The sequence below is a fragment of the Serratia proteamaculans genome (assembly GCF_008830365.1).
GTDB lineage: Bacteria > Pseudomonadota > Gammaproteobacteria > Enterobacterales > Enterobacteriaceae > Serratia > Serratia proteamaculans.
The window spans coordinates 141,036-161,397 of the sequence record NZ_WBKI01000002.1; the positions used below are offsets into that span (position 1 = coordinate 141,036).

Annotated in this window: 13 protein-coding genes; 1 reads left to right on the forward strand and 12 read right to left on the reverse strand. The window is 37.8% G+C overall.

The window, feature by feature from the left end; all coding sequences use genetic code 11:
- Positions 1–32: 32 nt before the first annotated feature.
- Together F8R23_RS09655 and F8R23_RS09660 are read right to left on the reverse strand one after the other, a co-directional pair.
- Positions 33–1,802: a type I secretion system permease/ATPase gene (locus tag F8R23_RS09655; protein ID WP_129937349.1), complete on the reverse strand. Its 1,770-nt coding sequence runs from the start codon at positions 1,800–1,802 to the stop codon at positions 33–35.
- Positions 1,803–2,187: 385 nt separating this feature from the next.
- Positions 2,188–4,800: a beta strand repeat-containing protein gene (locus F8R23_RS09660; RefSeq protein WP_151415556.1), complete on the reverse strand. Its 2,613-nt coding sequence runs from the start codon at positions 4,798–4,800 to the stop codon at positions 2,188–2,190.
- A 572-nt stretch (positions 4,801–5,372) separates the two neighbouring features.
- On the opposite strand from F8R23_RS09660, the gene F8R23_RS09665 reads away from it, so the two are divergent.
- The gene (locus F8R23_RS09665; protein ID WP_314725594.1) at positions 5,373–6,374 is read left to right on the forward strand and encodes a glycosyltransferase family 4 protein; all 1,002 of its coding nucleotides are present in this window, start codon (positions 5,373–5,375) and stop codon (positions 6,372–6,374) included.
- On the opposite strand, the gene F8R23_RS09670 is transcribed toward F8R23_RS09665, so the two are convergent.
- From F8R23_RS09670 to wzc, 10 genes are all read right to left on the reverse strand, one after another.
- Positions 6,371–7,567 (reverse strand): O-antigen ligase family protein, encoded by a 1,197-nt coding sequence (locus F8R23_RS09670; RefSeq protein WP_151415558.1) that lies wholly within the window; start codon positions 7,565–7,567, stop codon positions 6,371–6,373. The two genes, F8R23_RS09665 and F8R23_RS09670, sit on opposite strands and share 4 nt — an antisense overlap.
- A gap of 260 nt (positions 7,568–7,827) precedes the next feature.
- The gene (locus tag F8R23_RS09675; RefSeq protein WP_151415559.1) at positions 7,828–8,982 is read right to left on the reverse strand and encodes a glycosyltransferase family 4 protein; all 1,155 of its coding nucleotides are present in this window, start codon (positions 8,980–8,982) and stop codon (positions 7,828–7,830) included.
- A 274-nt stretch (positions 8,983–9,256) separates the two neighbouring features.
- Complete coding sequence (locus F8R23_RS09680) at positions 9,257–10,234, reverse strand: polysaccharide pyruvyl transferase family protein (RefSeq protein ID WP_151415560.1); 978 nt, start codon at positions 10,232–10,234, stop codon at positions 9,257–9,259.
- A gap of 35 nt (positions 10,235–10,269) precedes the next feature.
- Complete coding sequence (locus F8R23_RS09685; protein WP_151415561.1) at positions 10,270–11,787, reverse strand: MATE family efflux transporter; 1,518 nt, start codon at positions 11,785–11,787, stop codon at positions 10,270–10,272.
- 66 nt (positions 11,788–11,853) lie between these two features.
- Positions 11,854–13,029, reverse strand: coding sequence for a cellulase family glycosylhydrolase (locus F8R23_RS09690; protein WP_170287983.1), 1,176 nt, complete (start codon positions 13,027–13,029; stop codon positions 11,854–11,856).
- Between the two features lie 60 nt (positions 13,030–13,089).
- Positions 13,090–14,076: a glycosyltransferase family 4 protein gene (locus F8R23_RS09695; RefSeq protein ID WP_151415563.1), complete on the reverse strand. Its 987-nt coding sequence runs from the start codon at positions 14,074–14,076 to the stop codon at positions 13,090–13,092.
- A complete protein-coding gene (locus tag F8R23_RS09700; RefSeq protein ID WP_151415564.1) occupies positions 14,073–15,284 on the reverse strand; it encodes a hypothetical protein in 1,212 nt (403 codons plus the stop codon). Before F8R23_RS09700 ends, F8R23_RS09695 begins: the two co-directional genes overlap by 4 nt.
- 84 nt (positions 15,285–15,368) lie before the next feature.
- Complete coding sequence (locus F8R23_RS09705) at positions 15,369–16,412, reverse strand: glycosyltransferase family 4 protein (RefSeq protein ID WP_151415565.1); 1,044 nt, start codon at positions 16,410–16,412, stop codon at positions 15,369–15,371.
- 56 nt (positions 16,413–16,468) lie between these two features.
- A complete protein-coding gene (gene wbaP / locus F8R23_RS09710) occupies positions 16,469–17,902 on the reverse strand; it encodes an undecaprenyl-phosphate galactose phosphotransferase WbaP (RefSeq protein WP_151415566.1) in 1,434 nt (477 codons plus the stop codon).
- Between the two features lie 284 nt (positions 17,903–18,186).
- Entirely contained in the window at positions 18,187–20,358 is a 2,172-nt protein-coding gene (gene wzc, locus F8R23_RS09715; RefSeq protein WP_151415567.1) for a tyrosine-protein kinase Wzc, read from the reverse strand.
- Positions 20,359–20,362: the final 4 nt, after the last annotated feature.

A 20,362-nucleotide genomic window follows, 5' to 3' on the forward strand; every position in this document is an offset into this window, starting at 1 on the left:
GACGTTTTGACGCCGCCCGGCAAGTTCACAGCTTAATTAATTTGAGTTTTTGGGATATTGCCTTCGTCCGGCTCAGAGTTGACCGCACGTACCGCTTGCTGTGGGGTTTGCGCCTTCTGCTGTGCATTTGCCAGTGCCTGCAGCACCTGCTGCGTTGGGCCAAACGCATTGACAGTGCCATTCACCAACAGCAGCAACTTGGTGGTCATCGACAGCAGATTGGTGCGATGAGTAATCAGGATCACCGTTTTATTTCGCTGTTTAAGGAACAGAATCGCCTGATTCAGCGCTTTTTCACCGGCATCATCCAGATTGGAGTTGGGTTCATCTAATACGATCAGGGAAGGATCACCATACAACGCGCGTGCCAGGCCAATACGTTGTTTTTGCCCACCAGACAAACCCGCCCCGCCGTTGCCAATGACCGAATCATAACCATTAGGGAAACGCAGGATCAGCTCATGGACACCGGCCAATTTGGCGGCTTCAATCACTTTCTCTGAATCAATATCGTTGAAACGGGCGATGTTCTCGGCGATGGTGCCGGCGAACAGTTCGATATCCTGCGGCAAATAGCCAATGTAAGGCCCCAGTTCATCTTTGTTCCATTGGTAAATATCGGCGTTATCAAGCCGCACAATACCTTCACTGACCGGCCAGATACCCACCAACAAACGCGCTAACGTGGATTTACCGGAAGCACTTGGCCCAATAATCCCCAGCACGTCTCCTGGCTGGATCGCGAAGCTGACATTATGCAATACCGCATCACCTTTGGAGCCTGGTGGCGTGGCCGTCACACCCTCGACAGAAATGACACCTTCAGGGCGAGGTAAAGACATTCCCATACCGCGAGGTGGATGCTTATCCAGTAATTTTACCAGGCGTTGATAGGAGAGTTTGGCAGAGCTCCAACTCTTCCAGACGTTAATCACCTGCTCGATAGGTGCCAGCGTACGCCCCATCAGAATTGAGCCGGCAATCATCATGCCGGGGGTGATATGGCCATCAATCGCCAGCCAACCGCCGAGACCCAGAACCAACGACTGCAGTGAAAGACGTACGAATTTGGTGATTGAGCTAACGGTAGTGGCACGCTCACTGGCCACGCGTTGGCTATTCAGAAATCTCTGATGTAAGCCAAACCAACGTCGTTTTAGATTAGGTAACATGCCCAACGCTTCGATCACTTCAGCATTACGCAAATTTGTACTCGCCAGACTGCTGGACATGATCGATAGCTTGCTCGCCTCGCCCAGAGGTTTCTTGGAAACCATTTCGTTGACCACGGCCAACGCAACCAGCAGTAGTGACCCTACCAGAGCGAACAACCCTAACCATGGGTTAAACAGGAAAATCACCAGCAGGTAGATCGGGAACCAAGGTGCATCGAAGAATGCAAACAATGCGCTGCCGGTCAGGAACTGCCGTACGGTGGTCAAATCACCCAGCATCTGCCCTGCATCGGAGGAGCCATTTTTTAGATTGGATTCATAGGCGGCAGTGTAAACACGCGTATTCAAACGCATATCCAACTGACTGCCGATACGAATAACAACCATGCTACGGACGTACTCCAGCAACGCCATCATGCCGAACATTCCGAGCATAATCAGCGTTAACATCAGCAAGGTTATTTCATTACGTGAAGGAAGCACCCTGTCGTAGACCTGCAACATATAGACAGAGGGAACTAACATTAATAAATTGATAAATGCGGTGAATACGCCAACGGTCCAGAAGATTTTACTGCGTGTCCGTATAACATCCGCAATTTCATTACGCGGTATAAATTGATTCACTTTCTGCCCTTACATCATGTGCACTGTCAGTCCAATCCGCATTGATTTCTTCTAAGGAAAATCCTAAAAAAAAAAGAAATAAAGAAAATCCTAAAGAAGCCCCTTCAAACATGCTCGAGACTGCAGATACTTTTTTTTAACTATAGGTAGAGAAAGTACAAACCAGCAAGGTGGAACCCAAAAAAAACTCTGTGCCTCAACCCCATCAAAATCAGGGAAAACAAAAGGATGAAAGGCATGAAAAATACAAGGGAATTATTGAGAGAAAAAATAAGTTAAATATAACGATACCGATCACAAAATAAAAAAACGGGGAGGTTCACCTCCCCGTATTATTTAACAGCTAACAGTTTCCATGGAAACTATTTTCCTACTGAATTTACACTCATGCGTAATGCAGAGTATCCAACAGTTGCTGATGGTTTTGTCCAGTCAGATAAACCACGCTGTCGTTGGCATCCAATGTGTGGTTATCGTTGTTATCAATAATCACATAAGAACTGGCATTATCACCTGTTCCACCGAACACCACAGACGCCACGCCCACTTTCGCGGTCAATGCGTTGCTGCTGCCCAGACCGAGGATACCGCCTAACAGACCAATAACGCCGTTGGTCAGGCCGCCAACCAGAGTACCCAGCAGGGCATCCAGAGTATCGGAAGCACGAGTGCCGTAGTCAGCTACCGCAGTACCGCTGGCATCACCAGAAATTGTCAAGGCAGAAGCAGCATCAACAATCTTGTCTTTGGTACTGTCAAAGTCAGTAATGGTGACACCGGCCTGCGTAGTACTGGACTTCAATTCATAGGTATTCACACCGTTACCACCGGCCAAGGTGGTGTTACCCAGAACGTTGAAGCTATCCGTAGTCCCGGTCCCCTCAACCGTCAGTTGATAACCGTTCAGACCCAGAGTGGTCAGTACCGGTGCCAACAACGCCGTGGTAACTGCACTCAGAGGCAGAATATTCAGCAACTGAACGATGATACCGTCACCGGTACCGGCATGATTTGAGTTCAGATCCAAACCACCAGTATTAGCAGATGCGTTAATATCACGCACGTTGCTAAATCCACTGCCCACAGTCAGATCCAGTAAGTGATCGCCTGTAACAGCAATGTTTTGCACCTGGGCATTTGTGCCAGTCAGTGACAGAATATTGTCAAAACTACCGGTACCGCCAGACGCAATGTTCAGTGTACTCAGTACAGTTGGCAACAATAGACTGCTGCTGCTGTTCAGAGCCAGAGAGCCGGCATTCACATCGGTTGAGCTAACGGCATCGAAAGTGACGTTAAAATGGTCAGTGGCATTCTGCAGGAAAGTAATTTCCACGCTGCTCGCCGCCGTCGCATTACCGGTCACTTCCAACTGCGCGGAGTTACCGCCGGCAGCATTAATCACTTTCACTGCTTCAGCCAAACCAGACAACACAAAACCTTGTGAGCCAATGTTGGAGGTGGCAGCCTGGACGACGTTGTTGGTCAAACCGGTAGTGCTGGATTCAGAAACTGCATTACCGGTTAACAAACCAAAGTCAAAGGTGTGGTTTGCCGCTGTGGAGCCAGTGTTAACCGTTGCTTTGCCGATGTAACCAGCCAGGTCAATTTTCTCAAAATTGGTGAACTGCGAAGCATTGCTGGTAATCGTCGCGGTGCGGACAATCGTGTTACCTGACATCACCACGTTTTTGGTAATGAAGTTGGCGGAAATGGTATCAACGCCATCGCCGCCGTTGCCAGAAATGCCAGTACTGACGGTGTTGGCACCGCCAACCGCCGCATTACCCAACCATTTCAGTGAGTCATTACCTGCCCCAAGATTAAAATCACCAGTAGCGGTAGCAACAGCTGCCGTAGCGGTGACCAGGACATCATCTGCACCCGAGCTTGCATTCAGAATAACGTTGCCGTTATTGACGGTAATATCGACACCCGGGTTAACACCGTTGTCAGACAGGTTAACCGTTGCCGCGCTGGTACCGTTAATGGTCAGATTCGCCAGATGATCGGCAAACTTCAGGTTAACGACGCTGGCGGCGTTGGCAGTGAGTTGAACATCAGTCAGAACCGCAGTTTCGGCATTGCTGATCTGATGTGAAAGCCCGTTATTGATAGTACCAGTTGCATTACCACCGGCCGCTGTGGTCGTCAATGCTGCGGCAGTTTTGTATACCAAGCTAGTACCAATTTGATATTCAAATGCATGCTGTGTCGTCGCTGACGCAGAATCAGTAGCCACAGAATTACGCAAATCATTTATAATAGACGAAGTAATCGTCATTTTATTTGGTAAACCACGATACAAAGCTAATGCATCAGCACTGGGAGCGTAACCATGGATGCTTTGATATACATACGAGATAAAGGCATCACCAGACAAGTTGGCACCTTTCTGTTGAAACTCTGGCGAACTAATTAACGATTGAACTAGTGTCTGGAATGTTTTACCCGGTTGAAGTAAATAACTCGTCCAATAATTTAAGCCGTTAGAATCCGCAGAGCGGTTAGCAACAGCAAGGTAAACTGAAGCAACTTGCTCCTGAGAAGGTAATGCCACACTCCATTGGTTCCAAGCAGCCGTACCGTAGTTACTAAAAAGCATCGAATCAACATGAGTCTCAAAAGTTGATTGCGATGAAAGCGTTGCACTATCAAATCCTTTGTAATTTAACAAATTATCAATAGCGTTATAAATAGCGTTATTTAAAGTAGTTCCATTCAAATATCCCTGGAGAGTGGAGTCTGCAGGAGTGGTACCGGAAATTTTTGTATAAATAGTTCTTAAAATTTGCAGATCGGTCTGTGCGCCATAGAGAGCCTGACCAGCAGTAGATGTGATCAACCCTCCAATATAATCTTGCTGAGTTAAAGCCCCTGTGCGAATTTGACCAGCAACACTATCATATGCAGTAGAGCTCGTGAAAGAATCATTACCTAACACTGCATAAAGTATAGCCGCCACTTCTTTCTGGTATAGCAGTACTTGAGAAGCCATAATTATATCCTCAGAATTTCAAAATTGAAAATTCAATCCTAAAAAATATGAAAAAACACTAATCGCATATCGCAGCATAGGCAGAAATCATGCGATCCATGTCATGCTAAGAAAAGTCCAAAAGCCGGAACCTGTCAACGCTACAGCGCAGAATAAAAAATAAATGAATCAAAAAGCATAAAAATCCAAAACAAATGACAGCAACAAAAGATAAAACCATAAAAGCAAAAACTACAACACCATTACATACAATTGCAGTTTTTTATGCCAAATGGAGGTATGCCTTTAAATATCAAAGAGTTAAATTAGATAACTATCACAGTAGACAAAACAATTAATTACGGGCGATATAATTCCAATGGTTATCATATACTACGCGTACACGCGCGCGCTACCGCGATACTGTTTGAGAATCCAGTTATGCAAGCTATAGCTCTTGACTAAGGTACATAGATAGAGGAGGATTGTAATCTTGGAGGTGATATATTAAAAAGATAATAGATAACGAAATGATATATGTTAATGCACGATTTCTGACACAAGAGATAACTGGGGTGCAAAGGTTTGCTGAGATGATTTCTTTGGAACTGAGCAAAAAATATGATGATATTGTTTTCGTTTGCCCCCAAGGCATATTACGGGAATCGACTGCTAAAAAATTAAAAGTAAAAAAAATAGGTTTGTGTCAAGGGCACGTTTGGGAACAAATAGAACTACCAATTTATTTAAAAAAAATAGGTTCACCACTATTAATAAACTTAGGAAGCACAGGGCCGATTTTTTATGAAAACAAGATTATTACACACCATGATATAAACTATTTAAGGTATCCTCAGAGCTATTCAAAGTCATTCATTATTTTTTACAAATCATTAATTCCGATGATGATTAAAACATCAAAGCATTTATTGACTGTTAGTGAATTCTCTAAAAAAGAAATAACAAACACATATCAGTTTTCAACTGAAAAAACATCCGTCATATATAATGCAGCGGGGGAGCATTTTTTTCCAAAAAGAGAAACCGACTCCGAAATTTATTTTTTGGCTGTTGCATCTAAAAATTACCATAAAAATCACCACGGAATGATTGATGCTTTTATTGACTTTCAAAGAAAAAACAACAGCAATAGAAAAGCAAAACTAAAAATAATTGGTTATTCTTTGAAATCTTTTATGGAGCAAGATTGTAGACAGGAAGATAGCATGCAGGATATTGAGTATCTGGGGCGGGTTAGTGATAGTGAATTAGTAAAACTGTATCAAAATGCCTACGCATTTATTTTTCCGTCTTTTTATGAGGGATTTGGCATCCCCCCACTAGAAGCCCAGGCATGTGGCTGTCCAGTTTTGGCATCGAACCAAGCTTCAATCCCTGAAATTTTAGGTACCAGCGCTCTATATTTTAATCCATTTGATAAATCCGAAATGACACAAGTCATGTTAAATATAATAACAAATGACGAACTTAGAAATAAATTAATAAAAGATGGAAGCGAGAACATAAACCGCTTTTCATGGGAAACATCAGCAAAAAAACTGAATTCACTAGCAAGGGAATTAATCAAAAATTAATTCTTCCTCTCTCGCTCAACCGATACACTGCTTTTTAATAATGAAATCTGCCCCATCATCATTCCTATAAGCATCCAGTAATATGGCCGTAGAAAATTCGACTCAATGACTAATGCAAGCATCGCTACAACGAGAGAGCAGACAATAAGAGGTGCGTTACTTGTATATTTATTCACATCCCGTATAAGTTTAAAGTGCAAAGATAGCCAAACAATTAATGCCCCCCACCCACAGGTCGCTGCAATCTCAAAATAGATATTCACCGCTTCATTGGATAAAGGTGAATAATATGCAGGTATTCCTGCATATTTGGGGAAATAATTTGCGGATGTATACTCTTTAAAGCTCCCGATCCCTACGCCCCAAAACGTATTCATCGCAGTATCAAAAGTCAGTTGTGCACGAGGCCATCTATTTCCCGTCCGCTCTAAAATAGCATCATAGATGCTATCAGCATTTGCAATTTTTTGGAAGGTTGTAGATATTAAATCAGTATAATTGCTTGAGTACCATATTAAAAACACCCACGTAATCATGAATGCAATGCCAATTATATTTAATTTTTTTATTTTACCATCGCCATATAATGACACAACCAATGCAGCTAGCATGAACACCAATACCATGTTTGCGCTTTTTGTAGTATATAGCGCAACAATAAGCAATATCACATCTAAAAAATGATTGTCCTTCCATTCCACATCGTTCTGTGTATCATTTTTTAACAAACCGAAAAATACCAAAACAACATAAGGAATCAGAGATAAGGCAAAATACGATGGTTCATAATAGAGAACCTGGGCTCGAAACTGCATACCAGAAAAGTAGAGTACGCCTCCAATAATGATCTGAAACCGGTATGAATCCCTTAACCCCAAGATAGTTTGCCTGCTATTTCCTATAATAAGGCGTTTGTAAACAGAGGATATGGCAATATAGTTGAAAACTATCCAAAAAATATAGCCAATTGATTTTACAGGGTTATATGAAAAAATAACCGAAGGAACACAAGTAATTGCAAACAAGAAAACATAAGCAAACCATATATCTATTTTTTTATTTTTATACAGAATAAAAATTCCGTAAAAAAACAAAGGGATAAGAGAAACCCTCACACTAAAAACTTGTATGATATCAATGCTAATAAAAGATGTAGCAACAAAGGAAATTAACCTGAATTTATTTATTTTCATTTTTAGTTAGCCAGGATATTTTAATTAAAAAAAACAGCACGAAAGCTTCGCATTCTCCTGCTTAATATAAAATGTCTCTATCAATGGTAATAATAGTCATCAATGTATATGCGCTAATTTTTTATCAAAATTTATTGAAAAACCTGATAAGAAACTTAATATCAAAACGGTGAAGCTTAAGCAACACCGCATAACTAATAACTAATAACTAATAACTATCATCTTATGTAAAAACATTTAAATTTTTAACAAAAAATAAACTAATATTTAATTGACTTAGAATTCAAAAAAACATCCCACTTCGCATCAATGTATTTTTTTATCTCAGTCTGGAAACGATCATTAGAAAACCGAACCGCATTTTTGCGACAATCAGAAGGTAATATCTTATCAATGATATTTTCAAAACTACCAACTGCATTAATTATATCAGCGACACTTTGCTCTTCAAAGAAAATGCCTGTCGGGTTGCTTACACCATAAGGCCTCACTGTTTCTAATGAACCACCTTTGCCGAAAGCAATAACTGGTGTACCACATGCCTGAGCCTCTACAGGCGTTATGCCAAAATCCTCTTCTGCCGCGAAAATGAAGGCCTTAGCTTTTTGCATATGCTCTTGCATCACGCTATTTGATTGATAGCCAAGAATCTCTATATTCATTTTAGCCTTTGATTTTATTTTATCCATTTCCGAGCCATCACCAACTACTACAAGTTTTTTATCTGGCATTTGACTAAAAGCTTCGACGATAAGATCTATACGTTTATAGGGAACCATTCTTGATGCCGTAAAATAGTAATCTTCTTTGGCCTCATTAAGGGTAAACCTATCGACATCAACAGGGGGATAGATAACATCAGCAGTTCTACCATATACTTTTTTAATACGACGGGCAATAAATTGAGAGTTGGCAATGAAATGATCAACTCCATTAGCTGTTCGACAATCCCACATTCTTATTTTGTGAAGTAACCAGCGAGCTGCTTGGGCTTTAAGACCTTTATTCAAACCAGCTTCACGCAAATATTGGTGCTGTAAATCCCAAGCATATCGAATTGGTGAATGAACATAGCTGATGTGTAACTGATCAGGCCCGGTAAGAACACCTTTTGCTACGGCATGGCTGCTAGATAAAATAATATCGTGCTTTGAAACATCCAATTGCTCTACAGCAAGTGGCATTAAAGGTAGATAAGTTTGATATTTTGTTCTAGATTTAGGAAGTTTTTGAATAAAACTAGTAGTCGCTCTTTTGTTATTGAAAAGAGATCTATTTTCATCTGATAAAAAATCCACAATAGAATATAGATCGGAATCGGGGAAAATGTTTATAAACTCAGCAATGACCTTTTCTGCTCCAGCATATGTTACTAACCAATCCGCTACAAGCCCAACACTTAAATCCCGAGACATGTCTATACCTTTTATAAGAATGTTTCAGCATCATTACTAACTATATACTGTATATAATCAAAAATGATAGCACTTAAAGTAATATTAGCTTTATGAAAAATAGAAATAACTTTAAAACTACGGCTATGTAAACACTATCAAATGCGCCCCCCTGTACTACAGGGAGGGTTCTAACTATTTTTTTACGTATTGTAATGAAGTTCATTAACAATGTAAAAACAATCAAATCTGATATGCGTTATATTTCGCTATAAAAGCAATAAATATATAAAAATCAAACGAATGAATTGCAAGTTTCAATTAACTTTTCAGCATATTCTAAATGTAATTTTTTATTCGTGATATTGCTGTTCAATCCTATTTTTTCACCATCAAAATTAAAATTAATTGTTGAGTTTGCACTAGCATCAACGTCAATTCTGTTGAAGAAATCAAAGAGCCCATCAAACCGGCAGTTATCAATTTTATTTTTGAACCCACCGTTAACAAAAATAACAGGAGTTCCCATGGCTAAGCATGGTAATGCAGTATGGATTCTAGAAGTTACGACTAACTTCGCATTAGCCAAGCGTTTAAGAAAATCATCTGCTAATCTAAACCCCTCCCTCGCGGAAATATAAGGAATTATCTGTGTTTCAAACTTCGCATTATTAATCAATTCGCGATCGAAGTATTTTTTCAATACCTTATTACGATGAGAGAACTCAAACGCGCGTCCATTCAGAATACGTTTACCAAATCTCAACGGCTGTCTAACCAACTCAGGAATTGTCATTGAGTCATACATAACGTCAATAAAATAGACATCATCTGTGATATTGTCTCGCTTGTATTTTTGACCAAGCGTTAAGGTCATGCATCCAGAGTAATATGCATCGATCCCTTTTGAAATTAGCAGGTCTCTCGTATAAAAATCACGACACCCTATTGGCTGGAATTTTTTAAAATGGGCAATAGCAGCAGGGCTAAATATTTTATCTACAATAGTTGAGTTGATATGTATTGAAACATAAAGAGGTTCTATATCATTAGATGGTGGGAAATTTTCTGGAATATCCATATACCAGGCATTCATTATCATTTTCACAGGATCACCATTATATGAATTCATGTGATCGCGTGGAATAAAAGTATCTACCGATGGGATAAACTGCTTTGCAGCAGTACTCTGAACATAGTCACCCAAATTAATCCAGTTTCTCTTAATGTAAATATCACTTTCATATGTCAATAAGCTATATTTGGAACTCATTATTCTCACCTTTACATGTCTCTATTGTAAATAACTTAAAACCGTTTTTTTATCAAAGCAGTAACTTTCTTTCTCTCCTGGGAGCTAAGTATGATGAGAAAGAACATAATTAAAACAAAAAGTGCATTCAAAAATATTAGTATTATCAGACCTACAAAACCATCAATTAACAAACCATTTATGTAATTACTGAGTAATATAGATAGACAGGCAACTGAGGCCAACTTCGGAAAGTCAAAAAATATAAATGTTCGGGCCTCAATTCCTATTGCCTTACTTACATATATGACCCTAAAAAGCAGTAAACAAAAAGCACATAAAATTCTTGCAGATACAGCTATGTATATCGAAAATCCAGAATAGTACAAAATATAAGTCAGTAGCAACGAAAAAATCATGATTCCTGAAACAAAAAATTGATAGTTCCTTAATTTCCCAACCGCATAGATTGCTGTTACATATGGGCCTGATAAAGAATCAATTAATATATATATTATAACAATTTTAACAAGGTCAACCAAGTATGGAGGGACTTGATTTAACCATAGGCCAGTAATGTATTCAGCTTCAGCGAAAGCAGGCACTGCAGAAATCAAAATGACAAATGCCGTCAATTTATATGACAAAGATATTAATGACGAAACCTCCTTACCATTCCCAATTGAGTACTGCTTTATAATTTGAGGATTTATTGCCGTCTGTAATGTACCAATAACTCTGTTGAATGCAATTAAAACCTGTTCGGAAAGCCAAATTGAACCATTTGCAACTACACCGACAAAATAGTAAGTGAGCAAAGCTGTCCCTTGAGATAGTCCAACAACACTCAAAGAACCTATCATCGACCAACTTGAAAACGAAAGGATCTCTTTAATAAGTGATATATTTTCTTTTAATTTTATATTTATTTTACAAATGGTTATTTTTGACGTGCAAATTATTACGTAAACAAAAAAAACAAATATATAACCGACTAGCAAAAATAAAGCGTAACTGACAATTTTATTATCGAACCCAATCCAAATGAAAAGAAAAACCATTAACCATCGCTGAAATGCATCAAAAATACCTATCTTTGCAAATAGATCCATTTTTTCACAGGCAATGAGTGATGCCATAAATGGCGTTTGCATTATCTGAAAAAGTAATGAGATCACAGATATTTGATATACCCAAAAAATATCATTCAACCTTTCAGCGGGCACTTTTAATTTGTGTAGTAGAAACCATAATCCTACCGTCTCAGCCAAAAATAATATCAATCCGCAAATGATAAGATGAACAATAATACTGGTATTGAATACATTATTTGTCCATTCATCATCTCGCCTTCCCAGTCCTACGGATAAGAAACGCTGTGTCGCTAAAGCAGAGACGTTTTGTATAAATGAGAAAAGAACAATTATACTACCAACGACACTATATAAGCCAAAATCGTAGACGCCCAACGCTCCTAATACCATTCTTGATGTATAAAAGGTTACGAACATAATTAGTAACATTCGCCCAAACAACATGAAGGTATTTCTTGCCATTACCTTTTTATCAACCACTTGAGTTTCTCACGATAACAATAAATACATTTATTTTTATACTTTAGTACAGAATTGAAGGCTACATTAGTAATTCAATTCTTTCTTAGCCAGCCGTAATTGCTCAATAAAAACAAGATCGGAATCTGACTTTGAATTATCCCATTGAATAGTAATCGATTTACTTCGACTGGAAATATTAACTTCCACTATGCCATTGACTGATTGTCTTATTATTTTTACGTTAGAATACTTAATTAAATTTCTAAATTCTTTCAAATACAATGCCGATGGTTTAGGTTTTTGGTCGATATCTAATAAACCAAAATGATGTTCTCTGTTAAAAAAACTTTTCCCATCATCAATAAAATCATACCACCAAATACCTCGAATATAACTTCTAGCCTTTGCAAGTAATGAATATTTAAGTGTATCAACACCAGCCTTCTCCGGAGAGAATCCACCACCCGCATAAATAGTCGGATACCCAACCTCTGTTATATATAATGGAATTTCTTTTCCCTCTATTTTTTTTAGTTCCTCTTCGAATTTATCTACTTCAATTAAATTACCTTCCGGCGTCTGCAGCGAGCTTCCTTTGAACTGGAATGAGTAAGGGTGAATGGAGATCGCATCTACATACTTAAGTAGCCCATTGCCTACTAAACTATATATCCATTTTCTTTCTTGTGGCTTCAGCGGATTAATTGTTCCAGTCATTACAACTGCTTCATTGTCCACCTTTTTTATTGCATAAGATGCAGATTTCACTAAAGATAAAAAAACATCATCCCCCGGTCTTTTTATTTTTTTATTGCTTACTCCTGTTCCAACAAGCCATTCGTTCCAAATTTCATAATACTTAACCCGGCCCTTGTAACGTTCAACGACCCAAGATGAATAATCAGAAAACTTTTGAATATCATCATCATTTTGAGGATATCCACCTTGAGTATACAAAACATTTCCATAGCTAAGAATAAGAATCATCGATACATCACTCTTAATGCTAGAGAATGCACTATCCGTTTTATCTATTATTTTAGGTATCGAATAAACCTTTGGTGTTTTTTCTATTTGCTGCCAAGAGACTTCATCCCTCAATGAGGTAAATCCATAACTTTTCGCCAATTGTATATAATAATCGTCGCTATTTGGATAGAAAGCTAAATGTGTGCCAACACCGAGCTCAAACGAATAACATTTAACTGAATAAAATCCAAATAGCGCTATTGAAAAAAGCATTTTTCTAATGGTTTTCATAACCTCTCCGGTATACATTTAAGTATTTTTAAGTTATTAAACTAGAGGTATGCAGATTAATTAGAGAAGTGGATTTATTGCACTCTCGACTTTTTGTATGGTTTTTTCCCATGTGTAAAAACTTGAGCGTTCAAAGCCAGATTTAATTAAACTATTTTTATAATCAACATTATTTATAACTTTCTCAATTGCAACCGTAATATCCTCAAGGCTTTCCGGATCGACTAAACAGGCAGCATTTGCAGATATTTCCTTCAAAGAGGTAGAGTTAGACGTTATAACTGGGGTTCCGCAAGCCATAGCTTCGATTACAGGAAGCCCAAAACCTTCATAAAGTGAAGGGAACAAAAGCAATTCAGCACCTTTATATACACTAGCTAATTCATCATTGCTCAAGTGCCCCAAAAATGATACACGGTTTGTTGCGCCATATTGCTCAATAATTTCTTTCAAGCTTGATGACAAGCTACCATTAAAAACAAGTTTAATATCAGTAGATATATTAGCATCTAGGAAAGCTTGAAGAGCTCGCTCTTCATTCTTATGAGGCTTACGGTTTCCAACAATAAAAATATAAGGATATCCAGGACGATACGAATCGATATGATTATTAAACTCTTTCGATACTCCATTACCAACAACATCAATCTTTTCAGCTGACACTCGAGCCCATTCTATTATTCTTTGCTTTGAGAACTCCGACACAGTGAGAATCTTAGCACAATGTCTACATGCTCGTTTTAACACTAAATTATAGTAATGTCTCTTCAAAAATGAACTATTATATGTTAAATCGATATGATTCAGATCATGTACAGTTATCACTGTATTTTTTAAGAAAAGAAGCGGGGCATTATATCCGGGGGAAAAGTACAACCCATCAATTCTAGATAATGCAATAGTTAACTTAAAAACGTCATACTTATCTGCTGGATTTCCATCAAGGGGAATATCGATCAGTTTTAGCTTTGACTTTTTTATCTCAGTGGCAAAACGACCAATACCATGGCTTCCACACCACCGCGAATCGTAATAAATATCCTTCATGCTAGTTCCTTTATATTGTTCTCATGAGTTACTTCAGCTGCACTATAGACGGAAATTAAATATGCCAAAACAAAAATCATTGGGAACAAATAAAAACCTATAAGACCCGCGCAAGAAATCAAGAACACTGACATAATAATAAAGCTATGACAATAGAATGAGGCATTAGAGAATGAAGCAGGTAGTTTAAATAGAAGAAATATGAATAACAATGCGAAGAGAAAAACACCCACTCCACCAACAAACCCATATAGTGCATAGTATGTACTTTCTACTAAATAAGCCTCCTCTCCCCCTTTGCCAAAAATTGAATATAGCATATATGAATTCATATCATCCATTAAATAGCTGATTTGTTGTTGTCTTAATTCTATAGAGCTAGTATCTGAACCTAACAAGAAACCATTCACTTTATCAACGAAAAGGTAGCCAAAGGCCCCCATATCCATATACCAATAATTGTAAACATAAAACCCAACAACACCTAATATACCACTAAACATAACAGGGATTATTTTGTACAGCCCCTTAAGAAATACAGTACTAAATAGGAAAAGCACAAATAGCATAACATAACCCGAGGCAGTATTTTGCATCAGCATGACAATAACAAAAACTGAAATAAATAATGATTTTAATGTTTTTGATTTTATAAAATAAATAGAAAATATAATTGACACAACAAGAATAAGGCTATCCATTGTCGGATATCCAATTGACAATCGCCCTCCCCAATTTCGTTGAGTCAACTGAGAGCTTAGTCCTGAGAAAATGAAGAATAGAGTTAATGCGCAATATAATAACGAAAATTTTATATAGGCTTTTGGTATTCTGTAAAATATTGATGGATAATTACACCGTAATAAATAAAGTGCATTCATTAGGCAATAGAATGATAGCAGTTTTATCCATACACTCCAACCACCAAAAGAGAGAGTACCTCTAGTTGCCCCCGAAATCGCAAACTTTGTTGTAACCAAACTCACCAACACTAAAAAAATCGTAAAGAAATTGCAAACAAGAATGAACCGACTATTTATATTTATCTGTCTTTTATATGAAACAATAAATAATATAAAAAATAACAGAACCGCTCCAGCTTCTTTAATATAAGATATTGGGTTGTCAGGGAAAAATGTATCTCTTAATCCATCTAAAGTAGCAAAACCGAGTAAAATGACAATCAGTATATTGACTATTTTCTTCATCTGACAACCACCCACACTCTATACTCATTATAATTCATTGTTTCACCTTACACAATATTTTACATTCTAACACAGTGAAATTTATCACTCAACCTCAGCAAACTCCTTAATTTTATTGCGCAGGTTCATAATTTTGACTTCATCAGTTACACCAGCGACATCATATAATGATTTTCTTTCCAAATAATCAGCCATTCCATCTCTCGCAGAAGCTATTACTGGAACATTTCTTTTCATGGCCTCTAGCATTATTAGGGGAACCCCTTCAAAGTTTGAAGGTATCAATATTAAGTCTATATCTTGTGCATAGTCCCATACATTATCCTTCCACCCAAGAAATGTTACTGTAATGTTCTTAGGCAACGTTGATGCTAAAGTTATCAATTTTTTTAAATCCGGGCCATCACCAATAACGGTGAGTTCTATTCTTTGATCTATGCCTCTGAGCGCTTCAATTAACAAGTCTTGTCCTTTCTGTCTAAAATAAACACGACCTGCCATTAGCAATTTCAGAACCCCATCCTTTCGCTCAAAGAAATAACCTTTTCCTCTTACTTGTTGAATGGGCGGTTCTGATACAAAATTTCTGATAACCTTTACAACCGATTTTTTATTTTTAGATATTATCTCACTCTTAAAACAATGCGAAATTGTTATGTAGCGCTGACAATTTCTATATAAAATATTAGACAGTAAATTTTTTACTTTTGAAAACTTACTGCCCATAACATCAAAATCATGTGCGTAGGGTATGTAACTAACAATTGGATACCCAATTAGCTTTGCCGCATTGATAAACCCTGCCCCTAACTCTATATCCCCTTGAATAATGACTATCTCGTCCGAGGTTTTATTCACTCCATGTAAAAACATTAGGGAATCAAGAACAAAAATAGGGTTAATGAAGCTTTGTATCGACTCTAGTTTTCTATGAACAACTTTATGAGAAATGAAATCTATATTATTAAGTTTAAAAATAGCTTTAAGCTTATTATTATCTTTTGGTATATAACATGTTATTGAAAAACCTTTTCTGTTGAATTTTTTGATGTGCTCAACTGCCATTAGCTCATGACCACCAACAATCGAGGCAGTGAAAACAATAGCTATTTTTTTATCTTTCAACATAAAGCCTCAATAAATTATGGTGTCTTATCTTTACTATTTTATGGATTTAACAACACTCAATATGCGCCATCACGTTTCAAAACTACATTTATGGTTTTGAATAAAATAGCGATATCATTCCACAGTGACCAGTTTTTCACATACCACGCATCAAAATATACTCTTGTATCATAATCAACATCGTTTCGGCCGCTGACTTGCCATAACCCCGTCATCCCTGGCTTGGCCATCAGATAATAATCTACGTCACCAGCATACCGCTCCAACTCTTTTTCGATTATTGGACGAGGCCCAACTAAACTCATCTCTCCTTTCAAAACGTTAAATAATTGAGGAAGTTCATCTAGACTAGTTTTACGAATAAACTTTCCAACTTTTGTTATCCGTGGGGCATTCTTCAATTTAAAATCTTTGTTCCATTCAGCTTGCGCATCACTGTCACTCTCTAATAACGCTTTAAGCACTTCTTGTGAGTTAACAACCATTGATCTAAACTTCAGACACTTAAACTTATGTCCGTCACGACCTATACGTTCATGTCCGTATATTGCATTACCTCTATCTTTAGAAACCAGGAAAACCAGTATTACAAGCACAGGTGACAAAAGAATAATAATAGCGGACGCACCAATAATATCAAAGCAGCGTTTCACAAACCGCGAAGTCCTTTTCGCTAAATTATTACTCACACGCAATATCATGACTTCGTGGCTAAAAATAAACGACATATCTGTACCATACAAAGGAACACCTCTTAACGTCGGTATTACAGATATTGAACGACAGTGATGTTTTGCAAGTTTTTTTAGCCACTGATCACGCAACGCATGCTGATCAAATTCAAGAGCTACTATAAACTGGGTCGTCTCAGGATCACACTGCATCCAAAGCTCTTTTTCATCGCTAATTATTGGTTTTCCTAACAGCTCTTTATCACATTTTTCTCCGCTTGAAAAGAAAGCGCAAATAGCAAATCCCAAAACCTCTTCACTCTGTAAGGCAGCATATGCATCACGGGCATTTTTTCCCGTCCCAATAATAACAGTATGTTTCTGCCACAACCCAAACTTATTCAATAAACGCTTAGCTACAGCTCGTGCAAGCGGAACCAGCAGTAAAGTAAGTGTCCAGGTAATCACCCACACGTATCGTGAAAACTGCCACTTTGAGAATGCTACTATCGCAAGATCACATACAGCAAATATTAATATTGTTCGGAGTATTTCCTTTAGTTCAAACCAAAAAGGTTTCCTATAGGTATAGTGTCGTAATCTTACCCAAAACCACCCAATACATAGTATTCCTAATGAAATGTGGGTTAATACACGAGCAGGCATTTCTGTATCAGGAATAAATTCATTAACATCGCCGCCGAAGAAACCCACGAGGAAAATAGCTAAAAATAAAGATACTGTAAAAAACACAAAATCGGAGAGAGCTAAAATAAGCTTTATAAAGTTTGTTCTTTTTGAGTAAACTCGCGCACTCATATAATTACCTTTAATTTTAATTACAGTTAATTCAGCCTAACAATCCCAATATGAATGTAGAAGCATTAGTATAATAAAGCATTAGTATAATAAAACCTTAGCATGACCATGCGCAACGCCAAATATATAAGCTAAGCGACATGACTTCTGTGTGTTTTAAAATTAAAACCTCTATGAGATCAACTGTTAGAAAATAATAAACTTTTTGGTGATTTTTTGGAGTGTGAAACATCTTTTAAAGGCTATGAGGGCTACCCACCCTCATAGCCGACGCTTATAATTAACTAACTTTTAGACTTATAACTGTAATCATAATAATCATAGCCATAGCTATAATAGTTTGAAGCCTTTTTCATTACCGCATTCAGTATCACGCCCTTAATATCAATACCATTTTGTTCAAACCGCCTTATACTGACCTCGACCTCTTTTGGACTATTCAGCTCAAAACGGGCAACCATTAACGCGGTGCCAACATGCTTCCCAATTATTGCAGCATCAGTAACGGCTAATATAGGTGGCGTATCTACCAATACAAAATCATAATGTTTAGATGCCCATTCGATAACTTCAGAAAAACGACTATGCATGAGTAGTTCTGAAGGGTTCGGTGGAACTTGTCCCCGAGGCATAAAATCAAAATTTTCAAATGACGTTTTTTTAATTGACTCTACTACATTTAATTTCCCTGACAACACATCAGATAGTCCATTCTTGCCATCTAAGCCAATTAGCTCATGCGCATAGCCTTTTCGCATGTCGCTATCAATAAATAGCACCTTCTTACCTGTTTGGGAAATAACAGCAGCCAAGTTTGCTGAGATGAATGTTTTACCGATTCCTGGACTTGCACCTGAAATCATCAAAACATTATTCTTTGCTTCCATCATTGCAAAATGTAAGCTAGTTCTCAGACTACGAATTGCTTCTATCGCAAGGTCGGCAGGGTTACCGAATGCAAGAAGCAGATTAGAATCCGCATTTTTCTTTTTATTTTTTGAACGGAATTCTAAATCCTTTTTCCGCTGCCATTCTGAAAGTGGTACGCTTGAGTAAACGTTGATCCCTAATTCTTCCAATTGCTCGGGACTTTCAATTCCTCGATGCAAGAACGCACGCAGGAGTATATATCCTGTTGATATTGCCCCGCCCAGAATAATGCTTAATAAGAGCACTATTGCTTTACGTGGTTTTACAGGTTTTACTTGTGTTATGGCCTTATCAATTATGCGTACATTACCTACAGTACTAGCCTTGGATATATTAAGCTCCTGCTCTTTATTCAGCAATTGCATATATACTTCTTGACCAGACTGCACATCCCGACTTAAACGTAAAATTTCTTGCTGTGTATTCGGCATTGCACTTACGCGTTTATTTAGCTTGTCCCTTTCATCTTCTAAAGTCTTTCGTTTTTCTAACAAAGCTCTATACGAGGGGTGAACTTTTGTATAGAGCTTTGAAATCTCAGCTTCTTTAAAGGTCAACTCGTTTAGCTGAGTATCAACAGACACAATAGAATCTAAAACAGATTTAGCCTCCAGGGACAAGTCTACAGAATCATTTTTCTGTCTGAATTTATTAAGTTTTTCTTCTGCTATATCGAGAGACTCACGTATTTTAGGTAACTGATCATTCAAAAAACCTAAACTCTTAGCGTCTTCTTCAGACTTTCTCTCTACGTTCTGCTCAAGATAATTTCTTGCAATCGAGTTTAGTATTTCTTTTATAAGTACTGGATTCTCTCCAGTCATACCTAAACCTAAAACCCCAGTGTTTTTCCCTTTATCGCCAACCTCAAACTTATCGAGTAAAATATTAATGGCTGCCAACTCGCTAATCTTGGAAACTTTAAAACTAGTTCCTTTTTTAGCTTCAACTTTGTCTATCAAAATTGCTAGTTGGCCTTTTCTAATTACCTCACCACTTTTGCCAGTGGCAATTTCAGCACCATCTTTTATGATACTAAAACCACCGTTCTCGTTAACTTTTACAACTACTGAAGGTTCGTCAATCCAATCTGCTGGAATTTCAAATCTCGAAACCATAAGGTTTCCTGACTTTTCTTTCACAAGCCGAGAATATCCTTTCCCGAATATCGGGAAATACTCCTGTTCGACGACAACACGTAAATTCAAGTCATCTACCGTTTTACTCAAGATCATTCTTGACCGTAATAACTCGATTTCAGGAGCCGACTCAGGTTGGTTATTAGGTAAAATCTGGCTAATATTATTAAGTAGCGAATTACCTGCATTTTGCTCTACCTGTACCATAGCATCCGCTCGGTAAATAGGCGTAGCAAATAAACAATATAATATCCCTAAGGTTAAAAACAATGTAGTAACGCCAATGATCAGCCAACGATTATCGACTAACTCACCCAGCAGACGTCCCAAATCGACGTCATCTGTTTTATCATTTCCCGAATTATTTACTCTATTTTTTTCTGACATTGGT